Source organism: Mycobacterium terramassiliense (genome assembly GCF_900157385.1).
Lineage (GTDB): Bacteria > Actinomycetota > Actinomycetes > Mycobacteriales > Mycobacteriaceae > Mycobacterium > Mycobacterium terramassiliense.
This window is the reverse complement of record NZ_LT717701.1, coordinates 807,694-832,560: the sequence shown is the minus strand read 5'-3', so window position 1 is coordinate 832,560 and position 24,867 is coordinate 807,694. Positions and strand designations below refer to the sequence as shown.

Below are 24,867 nucleotides of genomic sequence, written 5' to 3'. Positions count from 1 at the left end.
GCGAACCGGAAGGGGGCGCCGATGAAGCGGCTATTGCCGGGGTTTGCCGTGGTCGCAGCCGTGCTGGCGCTGGCGCCGAGTCCGATCGCTTCGGCGGCGAGCAACACCGCCACCACCCTGTTCCCGCTGGACGGCCCCAACCAGCTGGAGACGCACATGACCCTCGAATGCTTCAAGTCGGGCGGCTTTTGCAACTTCACCGCCGGGGCCGACATGCTCACCCCCGACGGCGTGACCGGCTTCCCGCCCGGCCTGTGGGCGCGGCAGACGACCGAGGTTCGGTCGCCAAACCGGCTGGCATACCTCGACACGCACGCCAACGGCCAGTTCGAGAGGGTGCACAAGGCGATGGGATCCGACGAGATCACCACCGTGTACTTCGGGGAGGGACCGCCGGACAAATACCAGACGACCGGGCGCATCGACTCGACCGACTGGCAGACCGGCCAGCCCAAGACCGACATCAGCGTCATCACCTGCACCCACATCCAGGTGGTCTACGGCGGCGTCAACATCACCTCGCCCAGCACCTGCGCGCAGACGAACTTTTCCTAGCGCCGGTTTCGCGAGGCTGTAAATCTGCAGACAAAGTGCGAGTAAAGCCCTGCGAAATTACCGGCTCGGCGGGAGTCATCCCGCCAACGCGACGACGGCCGTTCCCCCGGGTCGCCAACCCCGTGCGAGCAGCGCCCGCCGGACCCGGTCGATGACATCCGCCGGCCTGTCCTCGGCGATCACGCGAATGACGATCCAGCCAATTTCCGCGAGCTTTCGCATTCGCCAGTGGTCCTTCACGAACTGACGCCGATCGCTGCGGTGTTGGTCGCCGTCATACTCGGCAGCTACGCCGAATTCCGGCCAGCCCATGTCGAGCATGGCCAGGGCAGAGTAGCCCTCGACCACCGGAATCTGGGTGGTCGGCATGGGCAAGCCCGCGTCGATCAGCAGAAGCCGCAGCCAGGTCTCCTTCGGCGAGGCCGCTCCGCCGTCGACGAGACGCAAGACCTGCCGCAGCCGGCGTGTCCCGCGAGCAGACGGGTACCGCTCGGAAACCAGCAGTACATCCTCCGGCGCAAACGGGGTGGCCCGCATCAACGCGTCGAGGCGCGCCACCGCCCGTCCGCGTGGAAGGTACCGGCCCAAGTCGTACGCCGTTCGTACGAGAGTGGTGACCGGCAATCCCGCGACGCGGGTGGTTTCGGTCCTCCGCCAGCAGCTGCTCACGCGCGACTATCCCCCGCGGCGGCCGGGTGTTCGACCAAACCAACTCGACGGGGATATCGGCGTCGACCCACCGAGCGCCATGCAACGCCGACGCCGCAACACCCGACACGATCGCACTTCGCCGCGACCACAACCATGCGCCTTCGGTCCTCTGCCGCAGCGAAAGCTGTTCGCCCTTAGCGGCATACACGCCGGGGTAGAGCCGCACATACCAGCGTCGCAATTCGTGTCGCGTCACAACTCCCCGCGCGACGGCTTCGCTACCGATCAGCACCCCGGCCATGGGCTGAATAGTGGCCCAGGACACCGACACCAACGCCGAGGCTGTAAATCTGCAGACAAAGTGCGAGTAAAGCCCTGCGAAATTACCGGCTCGGTGAAACGAATCAGCGCGGCAGGCCGAGAAGCCGCTCGGCGGCGACGGTGAGCAGGATCTGCTCGGTGCCGCCGGCGATCGTGAGGCAGCGCGTGTTGAGGAAGTCGAAGACCGCCTGGTTGTGGACGAGCCCGCCGCCCTCGGAGACGTCCATCGCGTATTCGGCCAGCGCCTGCCGGTAGCGGACGCCGATCAGCTTGCGCACGCTGGACTGCGCGCCCGGGTCCTGGCCGCCCACGGCCAGCTGGGCGATGCGCTGATCCAGCAGCGCGCCGGTCTGAGCGGTGGCGATCAGCCATCCCAGCCGGTCTTGCTGGGCGGCGTCGAGGTCCATCTCCGCCAGCACCCGGAGCAGCTCCTCCATCGGGTTGCCCAGCGCGGTGCCGTTGGCCATCGCGACCCGCTCGTTGGCCAGCGTGGTCCGCGCCAGCCGCCAGCCGTCGTTCACCGTGCCGACCACCATCTCGTCGGGGACGAACACGTTGTCCAAAAACACCTCGTTGAACAGCGAGTCGCCGGTGATCTCGCGCAGCGGCCGGATCTCGATGCCCGGCGAGCGCATGTCAACCAGGAAGTAGGTGATGCCCTTGTGTTTCGGGGCGTCCGGATCGGTGCGCGCGAGGCACACCCCCCACCGCGCCGTGTGCGCGGCGGACGTCCACACCTTCTGCCCCGTGAGCAGCCAGCCGCCATCCCCCCGCACCGCCTTGGTGCGCAGCGACGCCAGGTCCGACCCGGCGCCGGGCTCGGAAAACAGCTGGCACCAAAGGAATTCGCCGCGCAGAGTGGCCGGCACGAACTGTTCGATCTGTTCGGGCGTGCCGTGCTCGAGGATGGTCGGCGCCGCCCACCAGCCGATCACCAGGTCCGGCCGCACCACACCGGCAGCGGCCATCTCCTGATCGATCAGCAACTGCTCGGCCGGTGACGCGCCGCGCCCGTACGGCGGCCGCCAATGCGGGGCCTGCAGCCCGGCCTCGGCCAGGGCGGCTTGGCGCTGGGCTTCCGGCAGCGCGGCAATCTCGGCGACCGCCGCGGCGATCTCGGGGCGCAGGCCCTCCACCTCCGAGAGGTCGATACCCAGGCGGCGGCGCACCCCCGCCTGGGTCAGGGCGGTGATGCGGCGCAACCAGCGTTGGCCGCCGCCGAGAAACCGGCCGATGGCGTGGGCGCGGCGCAGGTACAGGTGCGCGTCGTGTTCCCAGGTGCAGCCGATGCCGCCGAGCACCTGGATGCAGTCCTTGACGTTCGCCTTGGCGGCGGCGATGCCGACGCCCGCGGCCAAGGCGGCCGCGATCGAAAACTGGTCCGCATCGGGTTCCGCGGCGGCGCGCGCGGCGTCGGCGGCGGCCACCTCGGCCTGCTCGGCGCGGCACAGCATCTCGGCGCACAGGTGTTTGACGGCCTGGAAGCTGCCGATCGGCTTGCCGAACTGTTCGCGCACCTTGGCGTAGGCGACCGCGGTGTCCAGCGACCATCGGGTGATGCCGGCCGCCTCGGCCGCCAGCACCGTCGCGGCCAATTCCTCGACCCTGTGCCCCGGCGCCCCGATCACGGCGGCCGGCGCCGACGTCAGCACCACCCGGGCCAGCGGCCGGGAGAAGTCGGCGGCCCGCAGCGGCTCGAGCTGCACGCCCTCGGCGTCGGTGTCGACGAGCAGCCACTTCCCGTCCGCGGGCAGGAGGACGACCGCACCTTCCGCTCCGCCCAGCACCCACGGCAGGGTGCCCGACGCGCGTCCCGCCTCGCCGTCGAACCGAACGTCGCCTTGCAGCGCCACCCCGGCGAAGCGCTCCCCGGACGCCAGCCCGGCCAACAATTCGGGGTCGTCGACGACCAGCGTCGCCAGGGCAGTCGTCGCAACCGGCCCGGCGATCAGCGCCTTGGCCGCTTCCTCGACCATCGCGCACAGATCCTCGATGCTGCCGCCCGCGCCGCCGCGGTCCTCCGGTATCGCCACCCCGAACAGCCCCAGGTCGGCGAGGCCGGCGAAGACGGGCCGCCACGCGTCGGCTTTGCCTTGCTCGACGTCGCGGATCGCGGTGGTTCCGCCGGGTCCCGACGTCGGATTGCGCGCCCAGTCGCGCACCAGCGCACGCGCGGCGAACTGTTCCTCGGTGACGGTCGCTACCACCTCTAGTCCTCCGCGTGCCTGGTTCGGGATGAAGGGGCGCTAAAGCCCACTAGAACGTGTTCTAATAGTGCCAGCGATCGAGCGTCAAGTCGAACGCCATCACAGCAGTACACCTGGTTGTCCCTGCTGCGGGGAGGTGGGAAATTTACGCACAGCATGCGTATCGTTTGCGAACGAACCACCTGAAAAAGGAGCCACTCTTCAGATGTCGTCAGCCAACCCGAGTTCGGCGCGCGTACCTGACTCGCAACCGCGCGAGGTCGTGAACGTGGCGGTCCTGGCTGAGTCCGAACTCGGTTCCGAGGCGCAGCGGGAGCGTCGCAAGCGCATCCTGGACGCGACCATGGCCATCGCGTCCAAGGGCGGCTACGAGGCGGTGCAGATGCGGGCCGTCGCCGACCGCGCCGACGTGGCGGTGGGGACGCTCTACCGGTACTTCCCCTCCAAGGTGCATCTTCTGGTGTCGGCGCTCGGCCGGGAGTTCAGCCGCATCGACGCCAAGACCGACCGCTCCTCGGTCGCCGGCGGCACGCCGTTTCAGCGGTTGAACTTCATGGTCGGAAAGCTCAACCGGGCGATGCAACGCAATCCACTGCTCACCGAGGCGATGACGCGCGCCTACGTGTTCGCCGACGCGTCGGCGGCCAGCGAGGTCGACCAGGTGGAGAAGCTCATCGACAGCATGTTCGCGCGGGCGATGGCCGACGGCGAACCGACAGAGGACCAGTACCACATCGCGCGGGTGATCTCGGACGTGTGGCTGTCGAACCTGCTCGCCTGGCTCACCCGCCGGGCCTCGGCGACCGACGTCAGCAAGCGGCTGGACCTGGCCGTGCGGTTGCTGATCGGCGACACCGAAAGCGCCCAGCGTCCCCAATGACCTAAGCGGGCGGTCCGGCGGTGCGGCCCCGAATCAGCTCTGTGTCAAGGAGTTCCACGACCGGCAGGCCCGATCGCGGGGGCTTCAGCAGTAGCTCACCCGCCCGGCGTCCCTTCTGCAGGCTCGGCTGGGCCAGCGTGGTCAGCCCGCGGCCTATCGCGTCGGGCACGCCGTCGAACCCCGTGACGCTCATCCGGCCGGGCACGTAAATGCCATGTGCGCGAAGGTAATCCATGGCGGACAGGGCCAAGATGTCCGCGGTGCACATCAGCGCGGTGATGCGCGGATTGGCCTCCAGCGCCGCCTTGGCCGCGGTGCCGCCCGATTCGGGGAGGTGCTCGTAGCTCTCCACCACGGTCAGCGAATCCGGATCGACACCGGCGGCCGTCATCGCCTCCCACACGCCGATGATGCGCTCGCGCTGGACGTCGAAGGCCGGCGACCGCAGCCGGTCGGCGTCCACCAGGCCCTGCCGGCGTTCCCGGCCCAGCCGCATGGTCAGTAAACCGATTTCGCGGTGCCCAAGCCCGAGCACATAGTCGGCCAGCGCGCGCATCGCCGCCCGGTCGTCGATGCCGACCCGGGACACTCCGGCCAGCCCCTTGGGCTGGTCGACCACCACGACCGGCAGCCGGCGCTGCAGCACCACCTGCAGGTAGGGATCGTCGTCGCAGACCGAATACACCACGAACCCGTCGACGCCGGCGCCGAGGACGGCGGCCGTTCCGTCGTCGAGGCTGCGGCTGGCCCCCACGGCGACCAGGAGCAGCCCCTGCCCGAGTTCCTCGCACGATTGCGCCACGCCCGCGACGAAATCCCGCGCCGCCGGGTCGTTGAAGAAGTAGGTCAGCGGTTCGGCCATCACCAGACCCACCGCGCCCGCCTTGCGCGTCCGCAGCGACCGCGCGAGGGGATCGGGTCCCGGATATCCGAGCCGCTTCGCCGTCGCCAGCACCCGTTCGCGTAGGTCGGCGGAGAGCTGGTCCGGCCGGTTGAAGGCATTGGAGATCGTGGTGCGCGAAACCTTCAGTTCCTCCGCCAATGACGCCAGAGTCGCACGCCGGCGCGGGGTGGGACTCCTCACGTTCGGTGACGCTACAGCGGCCCGCCGTCGCCGCCTACGAGGCCGCACGGCGCCACTTTCTAATGGAAACGATTTTCATCAGTATCACGGGGCGGCCGCTGTTGTTCGCCACCGTCGACCCGGAGGTCGCGGCGGCGCGCGGGGTCCCGGTGCGCGCCCTGGGCAGATCGTCGGGGCGCTGCTGGTGATGTCGTTGCTCATCACTCCGGCCGCCGCGGCCGCCCGGGTGGTGGCCTCGCCGGCGCTGGCGGTGCCGGCCTCGGTGACCTTCGCGGAAGTCGCCGCCGTCGGGGGCGTCCTGCTGTCGCCGGCGCCCGGCGTTCCGGTGTCGGTGTTCGTCGCGACCATCTCGTTTGTCGTCTATCTGTTTTGCTGGCTCGTCGGGCGACGCCGCGAGGTTGCCACTTAAGCTGGTCGCACAAAGTGGGGATGGGGGACAGCAGTGCGCCAGCGACTCACCGCGGTTGTGCTCGCTGGGGTGTCCGCGCTCGCCGTCGGCTGTACCACCGTCGCGGGCGGCAGGGCCGTCCCCGCCGACCATTCCGGTCCCCTGCCGCACGACCCGGTTGCGGTGTCGGCCCTCGACGGGCTGCTGCTCGATGCGAGCCAGATCAACACCGCGCTGAACGCGACGTCGATGAAGGTGTGGTTCAGCGCCGACGCGATGTGGGACTGGAGCTCGAGCATCAGCGACAAGGACTGCCTGCCGCTCGACGGGCCCGGCCAGGACAAGGTCTATGCGGGCAGCGGATGGACCGCCATCCGCGGCCAGCGGCTCGACGACAGCGTCGACGACTCCAAGAGCCGCGACCACTACGCCATCCAGGCCGTGATCGCGTACCCGTCGGCGCGCGACGCCAACGCCTTCTACGACTCCTCGGCGCAAAGCTGGTCCGCCTGCGCCAACCGGCGGTTTTCGGATTTGCCCCAGGGCAAGCCCCCCGTCGTGTGGACGGTGGCCGGCATCGACAAAGCCGGCGGCACGCTCAGCACGTCCGAGGTTCAGGAAGGCGGCGACGGGTGGACCTGCCAACGGGCCCTGACCGTGCGCAACAACGTCACCATCGACGTCCTGGCGTGCGCCTCGCCGTTGGCCGCCGGCTCGGCGGTCGGCATAGCCGAGCGGATCGCGGCCAAGGTGGCCCGGCAGTAGGCGGTGCGGCGGCTTTCGCGCGGCCCATAAGCTAGGCGGGTGCCCGGTATCGACCTCAACGCCGACTTGGGCGAGGGCTTTGGCGTTTGGCGCCTCGGTGACGACGCCGCCATGCTCGGCATCGTCACCAGCGCCAACGTGGCGTGCGGGTTCCATGCCGGGGATCCGATGGGCCTGCTGCGGGTGTGCCGGTCGGCCGCCGAGCGCGGCGTGCGCATCGGGGCGCAGGTCAGCTACCGCGATTTGGCAGGATTCGGCAGGCGCTACATCGATGTCGCCCATGACGACCTGGTTGCCGATGTCGTCTACCAGATCGGCGCGCTGCAGGCGATCGCGACGGCGTCCGGGTCGACGGTGTGTTACGTCAAACCCCATGGCGCGCTGTACAACACGATCGTGACCGATCCAGACCAGGGCGCCGCCGTCGCCGAGGCGGTGCGCATGGTGGATCCGGCGTTGCCGGTGCTGGGCATGGCGGGTTCGGCGTTTTTCGACGAGGCCGCCCGCCTTGGCCTGCGCACCGTGGCCGAGGCGTTCGCCGACCGCGCCTACCAGCCCAACGGCCGGCTGGTGTCCCGCCGCGAACCGGGTGCGCTGCTGCACGACCCGGCGGAGATCGCGGACCGCGTAGTGACGATGGTGACCTCCGGACGGGTCACCGCGATCGACGGCACGCAGATCGGCCTCACCGTGGAATCGGTTTGCGTGCACGGAGATTCGCCGGGCGCGGTGCAGATCGCGACCGCGGTGCGGGATCGGCTCGCCGCGGCCGGCGCCGACGTCAGGGCGTTTTGCTGATGCGAGTCAAACCCGGCCGGCCCGATCTGGCGCGATATTCGGACCGGTTCGACGTGCCCGCCGCCGGCCCCGATTCGCCGCTGTCGGCGACCTGGATGGGTGTGGCGACGCTGCTGCTCGACGACGGGTCGTCGGCGCTGCTGACCGACGGCTACTTCTCGCGGCCCAGCTTGGCGCGGGTGGCGGCCGGCAAGGTGTCGCCGTCACCGGCCCGCGTGGACGGCTGCCTGGCCCGGGCCGGGGTGTCGCGGCTTCAGGCCGTCATCCCCGTGCACACCCACATCGACCACGCGCTGGACACCGCCCTGGTCGCCGACCGCACCGGCGCGCGGCTCGTCGGCGGTGAGTCGGCGGCCAACGTCGGGCGCGGGTACGGCTTGCCCGAGGACCGCCTTACCGTCGCCACCTCCGGCGAGCCAATTCGCCTGGGCGCCTATGACGTAACGCTGGTGGCGTCGCATCATTGCCCGCCGGACCGGTTCCCCGGGGTGATCGACGCACCGCTGCGGCCGCCGGTGCGGGCGTCGGCGTACCGTTGCGGCGAGGCCTGGTCGACGCTGGTGCACCACCGGCCGTCGGGCCGGCGGCTGCTGATCCAGGGCAGCGCCGGGTTCGTCAAAGGCGCCCTGGCCGGGCGGCGCGCGGATGCCGTCTACCTGAGCGTCGGCCAGCTCGGGCTGCGGCCGCGGTCCTATCTCCTGGACTACTGGGCCGAGACCGTGCGCGCCGTGGGCGCGCGCCGGGTGATCCTCATCCACTGGGACGACTTCTTCAGCCCGTTGTCAAAGCCCCTGCGGGCCTTGCCTTATGCGGGCGACGACCTGGACGTGTCCATCCGTGTCCTCGACGAGCTGGCCGCCCGCGACGGTGTCGCGCTGCACATGCCGACGGTGTGGCGACGCGAAGACCCCTGGACGTAGGACGTATGCCTTTAGCCATTGCGCTGGTGTTGCTTGCTGCCGTGCTGGTGTTCGCCGTCGTCCGCCCGCGGGGTTGGCCCGAGGCGGTGGCGGCGGTCCCCGCGGCGCTGATCCTGGTCGCGGTCGGCGCCGTCTCGGTGCATCAGGCGACCGAGGAAGTGGCCGGATTATCGGGCGTGGTCGGGTTTTTGGGCGCGGTGCTGGTGCTGGCCAAGCTGTGCGACGACGAGGGCCTGTTCGAGGCGGCGGGTCGGCCGGCCTGCTGGGGCGCGTGTTCGTCGTCGCCTCCCTGATCACCGCGGTGCTGAGCCTGGACGCCGCGGTGGTGTTGCTGACCCCGGTGGTGCTGGTCGCCGTGCGGCGGCTGCGCACCCCGGTGCGGCCATACGCCTATGCCACGGCACACCTGGCCAACGGCGCCTCGCTGCTGCTGCCGGTGTCGAACCTGACCAACCTGCTGGCGTTTCATACCGCCAACCTCTCGTTCACCAGGTTCACGGCGTTGATGGCGTTGCCGTGGCTGGGCGCGGTGGCCACGCTGTACGTGATCTTCCGGTGGTTCTTCGCCGGTGACCTGCGCGTGCAACCCGATCCGGAGGAACTGGGGCCGGCGCCGCGGCCGCCGGTGTTCGTGTTGGTGGTGGTCGGGCTGACGCTGACCGGATTCGTGATCGGCCAGTCGGTGGGGGTCGCACCGGCCTGGGTGGCGCTCATCGGCGCGTCGGTGCTGGCGGTGCGCAGCCTGAGCCGCCGGCACACCTCGGTGGCCGACATCGTGCGCTCGGCGCACGTGTCGTTCCTGGTGTTCGTGTTGGCGCTGGGCGTGGTGGTGCGCGCGGTCATGGTCAACGGGATGGACAGGGCGATGTCGTCCGTGTTGCCGTCCGGTTCGGGACTGCCCGCGCTGCTCGCGATCGCCGCGATCGCCGCGCTGCTGGCGAACGTCGTCAACAATCTGCCCGCCACGCTGGTGCTGCTGCCGCTGGTCGCACCCGGCGGCGCCGGGGCCATCCTGGCCGTCCTGATCGGGGTCAACATCGGCCCCAACCTGACCTACGTGGGTTCGCTGTCGAACCTGTTGTGGCGGCGCGTGCTACGCCGCCACGACGTCGACGCCGGCGTCGGCGAGTACACCCGCCTCGGGCTGTGCACGGTGCCCGCGGGGCTGGTGGTCGCGGTGCTGGCGCTGTGGGCGTCGATGCGGCTGCTGGGTGTCTAGGCGCGCGAGCGCGCCCGCACCACGGCCCTGACCGGTCGCGCCGCGACCACCGTGAAGGGCGTATCCAGCGGGAAGTCCGACTCCAGCGATTCGATGTCGGCCGCGCCCACGATCGTCGCCAGCGCGAGGGTGGCCTCCAGCATCGCGAAGTGATCGCCGACGCATGAGCGCGGCCCGCCGCCGAACGGCAGGTACTGCCAACGGCTTCGGCCCTTCGACCGTTCCGGCAGGAACCGGTCCGGATCAAAACGCAGCGGCTCCTCCCACAGCGCCGGATCGCGATGCAGCGCATAAAAACTCACGAGGGCCATGCTTTCGGCCTCGACCAGGTGGCCGTCCACCACGATGTCGCGGGTCGGCGTGCGCATCGTTCCCGCCGCGGGCGGACACAACCGCAGCGCCTCGTGCAACACCCGCACCGTCAGGCCGAGGGCGGGCACGTCTTCCGGGGTCAGCGCCCGCTCACCCAGCGCGGCCACCTCCGCGCGGATCCGTTGTTGGATGTCGCGGTGGTGCCCCAGCGACCACAACGCGTACGTCAGCGTGGTCGAGGTGGTGTCATGGCCCGCGAGCATGAACAGCACCAGTTCGTGGCAGATCTCGTCGTCGGTCAGCGGCCGGTCGGTTTCCGGATCGATCGCCTCGATCAGCGCGCGCACCAGGGGGGCATCGCGATCGAGATCAACGCGGACCGCGCGCAGGATCTCGGCCGCCAGCCGGTGCAGCGTGTCGTTGCCCCGCCGCGCCGCGCGCTGCCCCCGGGTGGGCAACCACCGCGGGGGGTTCACCGGGCGTCCCGCGCGGTCGGCCACCCACGTCAACGAGTCTCGCAGCGCCTGGCCGACCTCCTCGGCGCGCTGGTCGAGGTCCGTCCCGAGCACCGAGCGCCCCAGCGCCCGCAGGGTCAGCTTGCGACACTCGGCGTCCAGGTCGACCACCGCGCCGTCCCGCCAACCGCCGGCAACGGATTGCGCCGCCGCGCCCATGTGACCGGCGTAGCGGGACACATGACGCTTGGTGAACATCGGCTGCAGCGTGCGCCGGCGCGGCAGCCACCGTTCGTGCGGAAGGTCGAGCAGGTTGCCGCCCATCAGGGCGTGCATCTCGACCATGGTGCGGGAACGGCCGCGGTCGGCGACCTCGTCGGTGCGGCCCAACACGTCGCGGGCGCCTTGCGGGCTGGCGATCAGCACTATCTCGGGTACCAGCCACTTCGGTCCGAGCACGATGCGGGTGAGGGGTCCGCCGGCGTCCAACAGCGTCTGGATGCCGTCGATGTAGGAGCGCACCGCCTTGACCTGGCGCCAATACGGGAGCGGATTCTTCGGCACCGGCACAGGCACCGGGCTCGCCCCGACTTCGAATTGTTCCAGCATCTCGACCATGCCCGACTCCTTCTGTCGCAGGCACGGTAGGGCCGAATCCGGTGCTCGGGCACGCGTAGTCGGCTACTCGACTTGGCGAGGGTGGGCCGTCAGCCGGTTCCGCCGTCGCCCGGTCCGGATCTGACGATCGAGGCCAGTTCCTCGCGGGACTGGGCCCCGACGCGCTGGCAGGCGCGGTAGACGTGGCCCTCCACGGTGCGCACCGACATCACCAGCTTCTCGGCGATCTGGCGGTTGGACAGGCCGGCGACGACGAGCTCGACGACGTCGCGCTGGCGGCCCGAGAGCTTGAGACCCGCCGGGGTCCGCAGCGCCGGCGTGCACAAACCGCCGCAGTTGTCGGCCAGTTCCTTGGCCAGCGCCGCGGCATACAGCCCGCGCCGATGGTGCTGGCGCTCGTCGAAGGCGACGGACGCCTGCGCGGCGGTGTCGGCGGCCGCGGCGAGATCGCCGATCCGCCGGTAGGCCGCCGACGCGGCCAGCAAGCCCTCGCCATCCCCGGTGAGCAAGCTGTCCGCATGCAGCGCGACGGCGTCGGCCAGCGGCAGCGACAACGCCTTGGCCAGCTCCCGCGCCCGCGCGGCCTGCGAGGCATCGCCCCATTGAGCCGCGGCCTGTATGCAGGCCAGCTCGTGGGTGGGCTGGCCGCGGTCGCGGGCAAGCTGCGCCGCCTGCCGGGCGCTCGCCACGGCCTCGCTCAGGCGGCCGCTCGCCGCCATCGCCCACCCGCCGGCCAGCGAGAGGGCGGTGTGCATGAACAAGAAGTCGGGTGACACACACGCCCGGGCCCCGTCGACGGCGTCGTTCGCCTCGGTGGCCTGTCCGAGCTTGGCGTGCGCCTCGGCCAGTGCGAAATAGCTTGCCGCCCGCAAACCCGTTGTGACGGCGTGTCTTTCGGCTCCGGCAAGCGCCTCATGCACCAGTCGGGCCGCGTCGGCGGCGGCGCCGCGAACCAGTTCGGCGTTGCCCAACAGCAGGGCCAGGTTCGCATAGGCGAGGCCGGGGACGTCGCGGGCCGAGTCGGCCAATTGCTTCGCCGTGCCGACGAATTCCTCGATGCGCCCGGTCAACCGGCAGGCGCGACCGTATACCGCTCCGAACCAGAATCGCATGTGGGAGGCCTGGAACGACGTCGTCGCTCGCCGCAGCGCCTGCTCGGCCACGCTGGCGAGCTCATCGACCTCCCCCAGCGCCCCCATCGCCATGATCAGTGCGAGCGACGCCATCATCGCGTGAAATCCCGGCAGGGCCTCGAAACTCAATGCGGCCCGGGAATTTTGGGCCGCGAGCTCACAGCGCGCGGAGACCGCGTCCAGGCAGGCCTGCACGGCCAGACGCTCCGCCGCCTGCGCCGGGGTCTCCGACCCCGCGGCGAGATCTTCCAGGATCGCTGCCGCGACTTGCGGCTTGCCGAGGATCCAGATCAGGTTGGCCGCCCGTACCGTCGCCCAGTGATGGCCGTCGGGCAGGCCGCTGTCGACCATGTCGCGCAGCGCCGTCTCGGCCTCCTCGCCGCGGCCGAGCAGCACCAGGTTCATCGCCCGCACCCCGGCGGCTCCGGGCGCCCCGGCTTGTGTGGCCGCCGCGGCGAACCGGTCGGCCAGATCCAGATCGAGCAGCGTCATGGCATGCCGCGCCGACTCCAGATACAGCCCGGGCTCGGGATCAAGGTCCGATTCGAGCCTCAGCAGGGCACGTCGCACGGTGGCCTGCATGTCGGCGTCACCCTCTTCGGCCAGCCGCGTCGCCAGCCTGCCCCGGATCCCGGACAGATACATCTCGCCGGCGCTCGCGCGGCGCAGCTCACCGAACAGCGGGTGCGCCAGCCTGGCCATCAGGCTGGCGCCGGTGCGCTCGACGTTCACCAAACCCATGCTCTCGGCGGCCGCCAGGTCGGGCCGGCGCACCAGATCGCAGAGCACGTCGACGGCCAGCGGCTCGCACTGCGACAGCGTGTCGACCACGAGTGCCACTCCCGGGCTGAGCCGCCCCATCTGGCGCGCGATCGTGTCGGACAGGGTCGCCGAGACCGCGACGTCGCCGTCCCACATCCAGACCCCGGCCAATTGCCGCATCCGCCCGGCCGCGATCTGATCACTCAGCAGCTGCCGCAGGAACAGGGTGTTTCCCCCGGTCAGCTTTCGAAACCGGTTCGCGCTGCGGGCATCGACGGGACCGCCGAGCGTGCTTTCGATGAGTTCGCGCGTCGCCGCGGCCGACAGCGGTTCGAGATCGAGGCGGGCCAGCAGCCCGTCCTTCCACAACGCCGTCACCGCGTCCGGTTCCCGACCGCCGGTGCGCATGGTGACGATCAGCCGGGTCCCGCCCGACTGCGCCAGCTGGTGAACGACGAGGGCGGACAACCCGTCGAGCAGGTGGGCGTCGTCGACCCCGAGCAGCACGCGAGCCTTGCGCTGTTGCGCGACGAACGAGTCGATCACTCGGCGCACGTTCGCCAGCGGGTCCGACATCGCCTCGCCGAGCGCGCCGATGAACGCCCCCAGCGGCAGGGCACACGCCGATTCGGTGCCGACGATCCACTTTGTCCGCTCGCCCGACGCCTCGGCGCGGCGCAGCACTTCGCGGGCCAGCCTGGTCTTGCCCACACCGGCGGCTCCGGCGATCACCACGCCGGAGTGCTTGCCAGCCCCGCTCAGGGCGCGGCGAATGATCCCCAGTTCGCTGTCACGCCCAGCCAGCGGGTCGCCGCTGATCACGTGGCGACTATATCGGTGCATTAGCGGTGCATGGGCCACATTTTGGACGTTGAGCAGACAGACTTGGCAGTTCCGGGTCCGACCGGCGCTTTGCCGCGACGCGCTAGGCGCGGTGGTAGGCCGGCGGCAGGGGCGCGCCGAGCCCGGCCATGACGGTGCGCGCCAATGTCGGGAAGTCGGTGATGATCCCGTCGACGCCGTACCCGATCTGCGCGCGCATGGCGGCGGCGTCGTTGACGGTCCACGGAATGACCTTGAGCCCCAACGCATGCGCGCGATCGACATAGGGTTTGCCTGTCACGAGCGTGTAGTCGGGCGAGACCACGTTCGCGCCCACCAGCAGCGCGCCGAGCAGCGGATCGCCGATGAGGTCCGGGGCTTCGCCGGCCAGCCACGGCGAACCCGGCGCCCACGTCTGCTTGTTGTACAGGGCCACCAACGGAATTGACGGCTCCGCCCGGTGCACCATGGGGAGCGTTCGCCAGTCGAAGCTCTGGATTTCCACCCGATCGACCTCGCCCGCCGCCCTGACCGCCGCCAGTATCACGTCGACGAACTCCTGGGGCCCGGCCGAGGCGCCCGGCTCGTCGGCCTCGACCTTGGTCTCGATGTTGAAGCGCACCCCGGCGTGATAGGAGTCGGTGAGCGCGAAGACCTCCGGCAGAGTCGCGATCCCGTTGCCCCGCACGACCTCGGCGTCGGGAAACTCGGCGAGGCGCTTGCCGCAGTCGAGCGTGCGAATTTGGACGAGGGTGAGCTCGTGGACGAGTTTCCCGACGTAGGGGTATGCCGGATCGCCGGCGAACGCGGGCGCCGTGTCGGAGCACTTCGCCGGGTCGATCGTCGGGTCGTGCCACACCAGCGGGTGGCTGTCCTTGGTCAGGCCGATGTCCAGTTCCAGTGTGCTGACGCCCAATTCGAGCGCCTTGGCGAATGCCCGCAGCGATTCCTCGGTGGTCTCGCCGCGTCCGCCGCGATGGGCCTGCAGGTCGAACTCGGCCGGTTGCGCCGCAGCCGGCGACGCAACGAGCAGCCCCAGCCCCAGCAGCGCGGCGACCAGGCGCGCTATCAATTAATGCCTGCGCTGACGGGCGATCTCGGCGAGCACCACCCCGGCGGCCACCGAGGCGTTCAGCGATTCGGTGCGACCCGCCATCGGAATCGACACCACCTCGTCGCAGGTCTGCCGCACCAGCCGCGACAGGCCCTTGCCCTCCGAGCCGACGACCACCACCACCGGGTCGGCGCCGTCCAGGTCGTCGAGGGCGGTGTCGCCGTCGGCATCCAATCCGACGACGCGCAATCCGGCGTCGGCCCAACCCTTCAGCGCCCTGGTGAGATTGGGTGCCCGCGCCACCGGGACGCGCGCCGCGGCGCCGGCGCTGGTGCGCCAGGCCACCGCCGTCACCGAGGCCGAACGCCGCTGCGGGATGAGCACGCCGTGGCCGCCGAACGCGGCGACCGAGCGCACGATGGCGCCGAGGTTGCGGGGATCGGAGATGTTGTCCAACGCGACCAGCAGCGCCGGTGGCGAGTCGGCGGCGGCCGCCAGCAGGTCGTCGGGGTGGGCGTAGTGGTACGGCGGTACCTGTAGGGCGATGCCCTGGTGCAGGTGGTTGGTGGTCATCCGGTCCAGGTCGGCGCGCGGCACCTCCAGGATGGCGATACCCAAATCGGCAGCGCGAGCGACGGATTCGGTGAGCCGCTCGTCGGCCTCGGTGCCGAGCGCGACATACAGCGCGGTCGCCGGGACACCGGCGCGCAGGCATTCCAGCACCGGGTTGCGGCCCAGCACCGTTTCGGTCTCGTCGGTGCGCTTGGCGGGCCGGCGCGCCTGCGACTGGGCCCGCTTGGCCGCCGGATGGTGGGGGCGCAGATGGGCCGGCGGGGTCGGGCCGCGCCCCTCCAAACCGCGGCGACGCTGGCCCCCCGAGCCGACGGTGGGGCCCTTCTTGGTGCCGGATTTGCGTACCGCCCCGCGGCGCCGCGAGTTACCGGCCATCTACTTGGCTGTCATTTTTCTGGACCGCCCTGCAGTTCCCACTGCGGCCCGTCGGCGGTGTCGGTGACCTCGACGCCGGCGTTCTTGAGCCGATCCCGGATCTCGTCGGCGAGGGCCCAATTGCGTTGCCGCCGCGCCTTTTCCCGATTTTCGATTTCGGCCTGCACCAGCACGTCGACGGCGGCCAGCGCGGCCGACGTCTCGTCGCGGGATTCCCAGCGCTCGTCGAGGGGGTCGCAGCCCAGGATGCCCATCATCGCGCGGATCGCGCCGGCATGCTTGAGCGCGCCCTCGTGGTCGCCGGCGTCGAGCGCGCGGTTCCCCTCCGCGCGGGCGTGGTGAATTTCGGCCAGCGCGGCCGGGACCGCCAGGTCGTCGTCGAGCGCCTCGGCGAACTTCGGCGTCCACTTTCCCGGCTCGACGGCACCGACCCGGCCGCGCACGCGGTGCAGGAACTCCTCCACCCCCACATAGGCCTTGACCGCGTCCTGCAGGGCCGTTTCGGAGAATTCCAGCATCGAGCGGTAGTGGGCGCTGCCCAGGTAATAGCGCAGTTCGGCCGGCCGCACGCGCTGCAGCATCGCCGGGATGGCCAGCACGTTGCCCAGCGACTTGCTCATCTTCTCGCCGCCCATGGTCACCCAGCCGTTGTGCAGCCAATAGCGGGCGAAGCCGTCCCCGGCGGCGCGGCTCTGCGCGATCTCGTTCTCGTGATGCGGGAAGACCAGGTCCATTCCGCCGCAATGGATGTCGAATTCCGGGCCCAGGTAGGTGCGGGCCATTGCCGAGCATTCCAGGTGCCAACCCGGACGTCCGCGGCCCCACGGCGAGGGCCACGATGGCTCGCCGGGCTTTTCACCCTTCCACAGGGTGAAGTCGCGCTGGTCGCGCTTGCCGGTCGCCGCTCCCTCGCCCTGATGGACGTCGTCGATCTTGTGCCCGGACAGCTGGCCGTACTCCGGATAGCTGAGCACGTCGAAGTAGACGTCGCCGGCCGAGGCGTACGCGTGGCCGGTTTCGATCAGGCGTTCCATTAACTCGACCATTTGGGTGATATGCCCGGTGGCCCGCGGCTCGGCCGACGGCGGCAAGACGTCCAGGGCGTCGTAGGCGGCCGAAAAGGCGCGCTCGTAGGTGGCCGCCCACTCCCACCACGGCCGGCCGGCCGCGGCGGCCTTGGCCAGGATCTTGTCCTCGATATCGGTCACGTTGCGGATGAACGTGACGTCGTAGCCGCGGGCGATCAACCAGCGGCGCAGGATATCGAAGGCGACTCCGCTGCGGACGTGCCCGATGTGCGGCAGGCCCTGGACCGTGGCGCCGCACAGGTAGATGGAGACGTGCCCGTCGCGCAGCGGAACGAAATCGCGCACGGCACCGGCTGCCGTGTCATGGAGCCGCAGGCGGGCGCGATCGGTCACGACGTGCCAGCTTACCTGCCCAATTACCGCGAGCCGCGGCGCTAGCCGCTCGGGAACACCAGCGCCGTGGCGATGGCGGCCAATCCCTCGCCCCGGCCGGTCAGGCCCAGGCCGTCGGTGGTCGTCGCGGACACCGACACCGGAGCCCCCAGCAGATCGGACAGGACCCGCTGCGCCTCCGTGCGGCGCGGACCGACCTTCGGCCGATTGCCGATCACCTGGACGGCGGCGTTGCCGACGCGGTACCCCTGCCCCGAAATCAGGCCGACGACGTGGCGCAGCATGTCGGAGCCGCTGACGCCCTCCCAGCGGGGGTCGTCGACGCCGAACACGGCACCGACGTCGCCCAGCCCGGCCGCCGACAGCAGCGCGTCACACAGCGCGTGCGCCCCCACATCTCCATCGGAGTGGCCCGCACACCCGTCGTCGCCGGGAAACAGCAGCCCCAGCAGCCAGCACGGGCGCCCCGGCTGGATCGGATGCACGTCGGTGCCCAGCCCGACCCTTGGAATCCGAAGCTCGCTCACCGGCGCACGATCGCTTGGGCCAGCACCAGGTCGAGCGGCGTGGTGATCTTGAACGCCTGCGGGTCGCCCTCGACTACCTGCACCTGGCCGCCGACATGCTCGACGAGCGACGCGTCGTCGGTGAAATCGGCGGTGCCCGCCCGTTCATAGGCCCGCAGCAGCAGGTCGGTGACGAAACCTTGCGGCGTCTGCACCGCCCGCAGGCCGGCCCGCTCCGGTGTGCCCAGCACCACGCCGTTGGCGTCCACGGCCTTGATGGTGTCAGACAGGGGCAGCGCGGGCACGACGGCGCCGTACCCCGACCGCAGCGCGTCGACGACCCGCACGATCAGCCCGGGCGGGGTCAGCGCCCGGGCGGCGTCGTGGACCAGCACGAATTCGCAGTCGCGGGGCAAAGCGCGCAAGGCAAGACGGACCGAGTCGATACGGTCGGCCCCGCCGGCCACGACCGTCGCATGTCCGCCGAGGACGTGCTCGGCCTGGTCGATGCGGTCGGCGGGGACCGCCACCACGACGTGGTCGACGACCCCCGACTGCAGCAGGCCGGCCACGGCGCGGTCCAGCAGGATGCGCCCGTCGAGCTCACAGAATGCTTTCGGGACGCCGGCGGCCAGCCGCTCGCCCGAACCAGCGGCCGGAACGACCGCAATGACTTTGCCCGAGGTGCCGGTTGGGGTAACCACCGAACCTCAGGGCCTTCAGGAAGCGGCGGCCAGGACCTCGTCGAGGATGGTTTCCGCCTTGGCGTCGTCGGTGCTCTCGGCCAGCGCCAACTCACCGACAAGAATCTGTCGGGCCTTGGCCAGCATGCGCTTCTCGCCGGCGGACAGACCCCGCTCCTGGTCACGGCGCCACAGGTCGCGCACTACCTCGGCCACCTTGTTGACGTCGCCGGAGGCGAGCTTTTCCAGGTTGGCCTTGTAGCGGCGGGACCAGTTCGTCGGCTCTTCGGTGTGGGGCGCGCGCAACACCTGGAACACCTTGTCGAGGCCCTCCTGCCCGACGACGTCGCGGACACCGACGTACTCGGCGTTTTCCGCGGGCACTCGAACGGTCAGGTCTCCCTGCGCGACTTTCAAGACGAGATACTCTTTTTGTTCCCCTTTGATGGTGCGGGTTTCGATCGCCTCGACTAACGCAGCACCGTGGTGTGGATAGACAACGGTGTCGCCGACCTTGAAGATCATCTGATTCGAGCCCCTTTCGTTACTTCAGTCTAACACGCCGGCCCAAGGCTTGCGGAACAACGATGCAGGTCAGGGGCACAACGCGTGCAGATTAGGGGTTGACAGGCGGAGGAAGACGTGCAAGGGGTCACACTACGCTCGCCCCAATTGCACCCGAGCAAGCACCCCACCGGGGGCCTTGCCGCGCTGGTCTGACGCCCTGCGCTACCGCCGCGAACACCTTCCTACTACTGTGCATAGTTGCATAGTCGAACCACTGGACATGGTGGTCAGCCGAGCAGGAGGCATTGAGTGAACCGCTTCACCGTCGTCGGTCTGGTCGCCCTGGTCGCCGCCCTGCTCAGCGGTTGCGGGGCCGGTCAGATCTCCCAGATGGCCACCCAGGAGCCCGCCGTCAACGGCAACAAGGTCACCATCAACAACGTCGCGCTGCGCGACATCCGCATGCAGGCCGTGCAGACCAGCGACTTCCTGCAGCCGGGGCGAACGGTGGACCTGGTGGCGGTGGCCATCAACCAGTCGCCGGACGTCGCGGACCGGCTGGTCAGCATCACCACTGACATCGGCGCGGTCACGATCGGTGGCGATGGCCGGCTCCCTCCGGGAGGGATGCTGTTCATCGGCAAGCCCGAAGGCCAGACCGTGGCCCCCGGTCCACTCGAGCCGAACAACGCGGTCAAGGCGACCGTCGCCCTGGCGAAGCCCATCAGCAACGGCCTGAACTACAACTTCACCTTCAACTTCGAGAAGGCCGGGCAGGCCAGCGTGATGGTGCCGATTTCGGCCGGAGTGGGGCCCCAACCCGCCTGAGCGGGCGCCAACCGGGGACCGACCCGGCCTGTCACACCGGGCTTGTCGCACCCGCCCGATACCGTCATGACGTGGCTCATCCGCGCTCGCAATACCGCTGCTCCGAATGCCAGCACGTCACCGCCAAGTGGGTGGGTCGCTGCCTGGAGTGCGGCACCTGGGGCACCGTCGACGAGGTGCCGGTCCTGGCCGCCGTCGGCGGCGCGGGGCGTCGCGCGGGCGCGGCGGCGGCCGCGGCGTCGCGGGCCGTCCCCATCAGCTCGATAGCAGCGCACAGCACGCGGCACCGCTCCACCGGCGTCGGCGAATTGGACCGGGTGCTCGGCGGCGGCGTGGTCCCCGGCTCGGTCACGCTGCTGGCGGGCGATCCCGGCGTGGGCAAGTCGACGCTGTTGCTCAAGGTCGCCCACCGCTGGGCCCAGGCGGGCAGCCGGGCGCTGTACATCTCCGGCGAGGAGTCCGCCGGCCAGATCCGGCTGCGCGCCGACCGCATCAACTGCGGCGGTGACGAGGTGTACCTGGCCGCCGAGTCCGACCTACACACGGTGCTCGACCACATCGCGACGGTCCGGCCGGCGCTGGTGATCATCGACTCGGTGCAGACCATGTCGACCACCGAGGCCGACGGCGTCGCCGGCGGCGTCACGCAGGTGCGCGCGGTGACCGCCGCGCTGACGGCCGCCGCGAAGGCCGCCGGGGTCGCCCTGATCCTGGTCGGCCACGTCACCAAGGACGGCGCCATCGCCGGACCGCGCTCCCTGGAACACCTCGTCGACGTGGTGCTGCACTTCGAGGGGGACCGCAACGGCTCGCTGCGGATGGTCCGCGGGATCAAGAACCGGTTCGGCGCCGCCGACGAGGTCGGCTGTTTCATGCTGCACGACAACGGGATCGAGGACGTCAACGACCCGTCGCATCTATTCCTGGATCAGCGGCCGGCGCCGGTCGCGGGCACCGCGATCACGGTGGCCCTGGACGGCAAGCGGCCCCTGATCGGCGAGGTGCAGGCGCTGCTGGCGAGCCCGTCGGGCGGCTCGCCGCGCCGGGCGGTCAGCGGCATCGACCACGCCCGCGCCGCGATGATCGCCGCTGTGCTGGAAAAGCACGCCCGGCTGAACATCGCCGTCAACGACGTCTACCTGTCGACCGTGGGGGGCATGCGGTTGACCGATCCGTCCGCGGACCTGGCGGTGGCGATCGCCCTGGCCTCGGCGTATACGAACCTGCCGCTGCCCACCACCGCGGTCATGATCGGCGAAGTGGGGCTCGCGGGCGACCTGCGCCGCGTCACCGGGATGGAGCGGCGGCTGGCCGAAGCGGCGCGCCAGGGGTTCAGCATCGCGCTCATCCCGGACGGCGACGACCCGCGGCGCGAGATCGTGCCGAGCGGGATGCGGGCACTGCGCGCACCGACCATCGTCGCGGCCCTGCAACACATGAAAGACATCGCCGAACGACCCAACGGCTGGACGCATAACGCCGCGGGGCCGCAGAATGACAGGCTGTGACCCGTCCGACACTGCGTGAGACCGTCGCCCGCCTTGCGCCCGGCACCGGGCTGCGGGACGGCCTGGAGCGCATCCTGCGCGGCCGCACCGGCGCGTTGATCGTGCTCGGCAACGACGAGAACGTCGAGGCCATCTGCGACGGCGGCTTCGCCCTCGACGTCCGGTACGCGCCGACGCGGCTGCGCGAGCTGTCCAAGATGGATGGCGCCGTCATCCTGTCCACCGACGGCGGCCGCATCGTCCGCGCCAACGTCCAACTCGTCCCGGATCCGTCGATACCCACCGACGAATCGGGTACCCGCCACCGGTCCGCGGAGCGGGCCGCGATCCAGACCGGCTACCCGGTGATCTCGGTCAGCCACTCGATGAACATCGTCACCGTCTACGTCGCCGGCGAGCGCCACGTCGTGGCCGATTCCGCGACCATCCTGTCGCGGGCGAACCAGGCCATCGCCACCCTGGAGCGGTACAAGATGAGGCTCGACGAGGTCAGCCGGCAGCTGTCGCGGGCGGAGATCGAGGACTTCGTCACGCTGCGCGACGTGATGACGGTGGTGCAGCGGCTGGAGTTGGTCCGGCGCATCGGCCTGGCGATCGACTACGACTGCGTCGAGCTGGGCACCGACGGCCGCCAGTTGCGGCTGCAGCTCGAGGAATTGTTGGGCGGCAACGACATCGCCCGCGAACTGGTCGTGCGCGACTACCACGCCAGCCCGGAACCGTTGTCCGAAGCGCAGATCACGGCCACCTTGGACGAGCTGGACACCCTATCGGACACCGAGCTGCTCGACTTCACCTCGCTGGCAAAGGTTTTCGGATATCCGACGACGGCGGAGGCGCAGGACTCGGCGCTCAGCCCGCGCGGCTACCGCGCGATGGCCGGCATCCCCCGGCTGCAGTTCGCGCACGTGGACCTGTTGGTCCGGACGTTCGGAACGCTGCAGGGCCTGCTGGCGGCCAGCGCTAACGACCTCGAGTCGGTGGACGGCATCGGCGGGATGTGGGCCCGCCACGTGCGAGAGGGATTGTCACAGCTGGCGGAATCGACGATCGCCGATCCGCTCACCTGAAGCCGGTCAGCCCGCGGGAATGGGGCCCGGGGCGACGCCCGGCGGAGCCTCCGGCGGCGGCGCGAGCGCCGGCTGACCCGGCTGCCCCGGTACGGGTCCCGGCGGCGGCGGCGGCTGGTTCATGATGAACGGAACCGGCTGCGAGCGCAGGTTGCCCAGCTGCACGACGAGGTTGTAGGTGCCCGGCCCGATCGCCGGCCGCGGCAGCGGGCAGTGCGGCGCCGACCCCATGCCCGTCCAGGTTACGGCCGTCGTCACCTGCTCGCCCGGCGTGAAGGTCTTGATCAGCGTCTCGTTGGAGGGCGCGCAGTCCAGGTTGGACCACAGCCGCTTGTTGTCGAGCGAGTAGACGTAGGCGGCGAGCGACGCCGCGCCCACGTCGCGTTTGCAGGACACCAGGCCGATATTGGTGACGACCATGGTGAACTTCGGCTGGTCGCCGATGAAGTACTGGGGCGCGTTGGTCAGGCCCTTGACGGCCAGCGTCGAATCGGGGCAGTCATCGCCCTCCTTCAGCACCGGCGGCGGCTGCACCGCGGCGGTGGGCGTGGGCGACTCGGGGTTTTGCCCCTGCGGGGCCGGCACCGGCGTGACGCCTTCCTGCCCCGGGGGCGGCGCCTGGCCCGGGGGCGCGGCGGGCTTGTTCTGGGCGGAGTTGGGCTTGTCGGCGCTGGCGGGCTTGGCGCCCGCCTTGTTGCCCATGAAGGCAACGACGATGGCGGCCACGACCCCGATCACGACGACCGCAAGGCCCAGGGCCAGGCCCCTGCGCCGCCAATAGATCTCGGTAGGTAGCGGGCCACGCGGTTCCAGATCCAGCACGATCACACCGTAGGTCCAGGTCACGCGGATTTGTTCGATCCGCGTCGGCGTGTCGCCCTGTTTGCTGGCCGACCGCCGTGTTAGTGGCCGTGAGAAAGGCGGCCGTTATTCGCCGATATCACCGAGGTGGTCGACCAACGCGGCGCGCCCGTCGGCGAGGTGATAGGTCACGCCGGCGATTCCCAGCGTGCCCGCCGACACCCGCTCCGCGATGGCCGAAGAGCGCGCCATGAGTTGCGCCAGCGTCTCCTTGACGTGGCGCTCCTCGAATTCGTCGACCCGGCTCAGGCCGTCGCGCCGCCCCATCAGGATCGACGGCGCGACCCGCTCCACCACGTCGCGCACGAAACCGCCCGGTATCGCACCGTCCTGGATCGCCGCCAGCGCCGCCTTGACGGCGCCGCAGCTGTCGTGGCCGAGGATGACGATGAGCGGCACGTCGAGCACCGTCACCGCGAACTCGATGGAGCCCAGCACCGCCGAGTCGATGACCTGCCCGGCGGTGCGAACCACGAACATGTCACCCAGACCCTGGTCGAAGATCAGTTCGGCGGCCACGCGGCTGTCCGAACAGCCGAACACCACCGCGGTGGGTTTCTGGCCCGCGGCCAGGCTGGCCCGGTGGTCGACGCTTTGGCTGGGATGCTGCGGCTGGCCGGCAACGAATCGGTCGTTACCCTCTTTGAGTGCTTTCCATGCGGTTACCGGGCTGGTGTTTGGCATGCCACACATCATGCCGCACAAGCAGATGAACATCCCAGCAAAAGAACTCATCGACTGGTACGACCGGTCGCGACGCGACTTGCCCTGGCGGGCCGCGGATGTCACGGCATGGCAGATCCTGGTCAGCGAGTTCATGTTGCAACAGACGCCGGTGGCGCGGGTGCTGCCGATCTGGCCGGACTGGGTGCGACGCTGGCCGACCCCGTCGGCCACCGCCGCAGCCAGCGCCGCCGACGTGCTGCGCGCCTGGGGCAAGCTGGGTTATCCGCGGCGCGCCAAGCGGTTGCACGAGTGCGCGACGGTCATCGCCCGCGACCACGACGACGTGGTCCCCGACGACGTCGACGCCCTGATGACGCTGCCCGGCGTCGGCAGCTACACCGCGCGAGCGATCGCGTGCTTCGCCTACCGCCGCCCGGTGCCGGTGGTGGACACCAACGTGCGGCGGGTGGTGGCGCGCGCGGTGCACGGCCTGGCCGACGCCGGTGCACCGTCAGCGGCTCGCGACCACGCCGACGTGGCCGCGTTGCTGCCCGATGACGAACGGGCACCGCAGTTTTCGATCGCGCTGATGGAACTGGGGGCGATCGTGTGCACCGCGCGGGCCCCGCGATGCGGGTTGTGCCCGCTTGACCGGTGCGCGTGGCGGGGGGCGGGCTGTCCCCCCGTGCAAGGGCCGGCCCGGCGGGCGCAGACGTACGCCGGCACCGACCGCCAAGTCCGCGGGCGGCTGCTGGATGTCTTGCGCGCCAACGATTCCCCGGTCACCCGGGCGGAGCTGGACGTGGCATGGTTGACCGATCCGGCGCAGCGCGACCGCGCGCTGGATTCGCTGCTGGCCGACGGCCTGGTGACCAGGACGGTCGACGGCCGGTTCGCGCTACTGGGCGAGGGGTAGCCGGCGTCG

At 70.4% G+C, this 24,867-nt stretch carries 21 protein-coding genes and 3 pseudogenes; 11 read left to right on the top strand and 13 right to left on the bottom strand.

The features are described from left to right. Positions 1-21 precede the first annotated feature (21 nt). Positions 22-555 (top strand): hypothetical protein, encoded by a 534-nt coding sequence (locus MTAB308_RS18740; RefSeq protein ID WP_077101164.1) that lies wholly within the window; start codon positions 22-24, stop codon positions 553-555. A 75-nt stretch (positions 556-630) separates the two neighbouring features. Here the strand turns inward: MTAB308_RS18740 and MTAB308_RS18735 are convergent. Together MTAB308_RS18735 and MTAB308_RS18730 are read right to left on the bottom strand one after the other, a co-directional pair. Continuing rightward, positions 631-1,507 (bottom strand): annotated as a pseudogene (locus tag MTAB308_RS18735) (hypothetical protein). A 103-nt stretch (positions 1,508-1,610) separates the two neighbouring features. Further along, positions 1,611-3,734, bottom strand: coding sequence for an acyl-CoA dehydrogenase family protein (locus tag MTAB308_RS18730; protein WP_077101162.1), 2,124 nt, complete (start codon positions 3,732-3,734; stop codon positions 1,611-1,613). 268 nt (positions 3,735-4,002) lie between these two features. On the opposite strand from MTAB308_RS18730, the gene kstR reads away from it, so the two are divergent. Continuing rightward, the gene (kstR, locus tag MTAB308_RS18725) at positions 4,003-4,614 is read left to right on the top strand and encodes a cholesterol catabolism transcriptional regulator KstR (RefSeq protein WP_157900968.1); all 612 of its coding nucleotides are present in this window, start codon (positions 4,003-4,005) and stop codon (positions 4,612-4,614) included. 1 nt (position 4,615) lies between these two features. On the opposite strand, the gene MTAB308_RS18720 is transcribed toward kstR, so the two are convergent. Continuing rightward, entirely contained in the window at positions 4,616-5,698 is a 1,083-nt protein-coding gene (locus MTAB308_RS18720; RefSeq protein ID WP_077101158.1) for an Rv3575c family transcriptional regulator, read from the bottom strand. 92 nt (positions 5,699-5,790) lie between these two features. On the opposite strand from MTAB308_RS18720, the pseudogene MTAB308_RS18715 reads away from it, so the two are divergent. From MTAB308_RS18715 to MTAB308_RS18695, 5 genes and pseudogenes are all read left to right on the top strand, one after another. Then, a pseudogene (locus MTAB308_RS18715) lies at positions 5,791-6,107 on the top strand (metal ABC transporter permease); the annotation flags it as partial. A 33-nt stretch (positions 6,108-6,140) separates the two neighbouring features. Beyond that, on the top strand, positions 6,141-6,851 hold the full coding sequence (locus tag MTAB308_RS18710) for a sensor domain-containing protein (protein WP_077101155.1): 711 nt from the start codon (positions 6,141-6,143) through the stop codon (positions 6,849-6,851). 39 nt (positions 6,852-6,890) lie between these two features. Then, positions 6,891-7,649 carry a LamB/YcsF family protein gene (locus MTAB308_RS18705; RefSeq protein ID WP_077101153.1) on the top strand — a complete coding sequence of 253 codons (759 nt, stop codon included), beginning with the start codon at positions 6,891-6,893 and terminating at the stop codon, positions 7,647-7,649. Beyond that, positions 7,649-8,569, top strand: a complete 921-nt coding sequence (locus tag MTAB308_RS18700) for an MBL fold metallo-hydrolase (RefSeq protein ID WP_077104525.1) — start codon at positions 7,649-7,651, stop codon at positions 8,567-8,569. Before MTAB308_RS18705 ends, MTAB308_RS18700 begins: the two co-directional genes overlap by 1 nt. A gap of 5 nt (positions 8,570-8,574) precedes the next feature. Then, positions 8,575-9,788: pseudogene (locus tag MTAB308_RS18695) on the top strand (SLC13 family permease). On the opposite strand, the gene MTAB308_RS18690 reads toward MTAB308_RS18695, so the two are convergent. The 8 genes from MTAB308_RS18690 to carD all read right to left on the bottom strand — a co-directional run bounded on the left by MTAB308_RS18690 (position 9,785) and on the right by carD (position 19,027). After that, the gene (locus tag MTAB308_RS18690; RefSeq protein WP_108637354.1) at positions 9,785-11,173 is read right to left on the bottom strand and encodes a cytochrome P450; all 1,389 of its coding nucleotides are present in this window, start codon (positions 11,171-11,173) and stop codon (positions 9,785-9,787) included. The pseudogene MTAB308_RS18695 and the gene MTAB308_RS18690 sit on opposite strands and share 4 nt — an antisense overlap. A gap of 89 nt (positions 11,174-11,262) precedes the next feature. Then, complete coding sequence (locus tag MTAB308_RS18685; RefSeq protein WP_077101151.1) at positions 11,263-13,890, bottom strand: helix-turn-helix transcriptional regulator; 2,628 nt, start codon at positions 13,888-13,890, stop codon at positions 11,263-11,265. Between the two features lie 103 nt (positions 13,891-13,993). Next, the gene (locus MTAB308_RS18680; protein WP_077101149.1) at positions 13,994-14,962 is read right to left on the bottom strand and encodes a glycerophosphodiester phosphodiesterase; all 969 of its coding nucleotides are present in this window, start codon (positions 14,960-14,962) and stop codon (positions 13,994-13,996) included. Beyond that, positions 14,963-15,892 carry a 23S rRNA (guanosine(2251)-2'-O)-methyltransferase RlmB gene (gene rlmB / locus MTAB308_RS18675; protein ID WP_077101147.1) on the bottom strand — a complete coding sequence of 310 codons (930 nt, stop codon included), beginning with the start codon at positions 15,890-15,892 and terminating at the stop codon, positions 14,963-14,965. An 11-nt stretch (positions 15,893-15,903) separates the two neighbouring features. Beyond that, entirely contained in the window at positions 15,904-17,313 is a 1,410-nt protein-coding gene (gene cysS / locus MTAB308_RS18670) for a cysteine--tRNA ligase (protein WP_077101145.1), read from the bottom strand. Between the two features lie 41 nt (positions 17,314-17,354). Beyond that, positions 17,355-17,840: a 2-C-methyl-D-erythritol 2,4-cyclodiphosphate synthase gene (gene ispF / locus MTAB308_RS18665; RefSeq protein WP_077101143.1), complete on the bottom strand. Its 486-nt coding sequence runs from the start codon at positions 17,838-17,840 to the stop codon at positions 17,355-17,357. Then, on the bottom strand, positions 17,837-18,523 hold the full coding sequence (gene ispD, locus MTAB308_RS18660) for a 2-C-methyl-D-erythritol 4-phosphate cytidylyltransferase (RefSeq protein WP_077101141.1): 687 nt from the start codon (positions 18,521-18,523) through the stop codon (positions 17,837-17,839). The genes ispF and ispD overlap by 4 nt, the downstream gene beginning before the upstream one ends. Before the next feature lie 15 nt (positions 18,524-18,538). Continuing rightward, a complete protein-coding gene (gene carD, locus MTAB308_RS18655) occupies positions 18,539-19,027 on the bottom strand; it encodes an RNA polymerase-binding transcription factor CarD (protein ID WP_003419482.1) in 489 nt (162 codons plus the stop codon). 291 nt (positions 19,028-19,318) lie between these two features. Here carD and MTAB308_RS18650 point away from each other — a divergent pair, with 291 nt between their 5' ends. The 3 genes from MTAB308_RS18650 to disA all read left to right on the top strand — a co-directional run bounded on the left by MTAB308_RS18650 (position 19,319) and on the right by disA (position 22,415). Further along, positions 19,319-19,837 carry a copper chaperone PCu(A)C domain-containing protein gene (locus MTAB308_RS18650; protein WP_077101138.1) on the top strand — a complete coding sequence of 173 codons (519 nt, stop codon included), beginning with the start codon at positions 19,319-19,321 and terminating at the stop codon, positions 19,835-19,837. Positions 19,838-19,908: 71 nt separating this feature from the next. Continuing rightward, positions 19,909-21,345 (top strand): DNA repair protein RadA, encoded by a 1,437-nt coding sequence (gene radA / locus MTAB308_RS18645; RefSeq protein WP_077101136.1) that lies wholly within the window; start codon positions 19,909-19,911, stop codon positions 21,343-21,345. Next, positions 21,342-22,415, top strand: a complete 1,074-nt coding sequence (gene disA, locus MTAB308_RS18640; RefSeq protein ID WP_066916482.1) for a DNA integrity scanning diadenylate cyclase DisA — start codon at positions 21,342-21,344, stop codon at positions 22,413-22,415. The genes radA and disA overlap by 4 nt, the downstream gene beginning before the upstream one ends. 6 nt (positions 22,416-22,421) lie before the next feature. On the opposite strand, the gene MTAB308_RS18635 is transcribed toward disA, so the two are convergent. Together MTAB308_RS18635 and MTAB308_RS18630 are read right to left on the bottom strand one after the other, a co-directional pair. Then, entirely contained in the window at positions 22,422-23,237 is an 816-nt protein-coding gene (locus MTAB308_RS18635; protein WP_108637449.1) for a hypothetical protein, read from the bottom strand. A 105-nt stretch (positions 23,238-23,342) separates the two neighbouring features. Next, positions 23,343-23,960: a carbonic anhydrase gene (locus tag MTAB308_RS18630; protein WP_066916486.1), complete on the bottom strand. Its 618-nt coding sequence runs from the start codon at positions 23,958-23,960 to the stop codon at positions 23,343-23,345. Here MTAB308_RS18630 and MTAB308_RS18625 point away from each other — a divergent pair. Continuing rightward, complete coding sequence (locus MTAB308_RS18625) at positions 23,959-24,858, top strand: HhH-GPD family protein (protein ID WP_066916488.1); 900 nt, start codon at positions 23,959-23,961, stop codon at positions 24,856-24,858. The genes MTAB308_RS18630 and MTAB308_RS18625 overlap by 2 nt on opposite strands. Positions 24,859-24,867 lie beyond the last annotated feature (9 nt).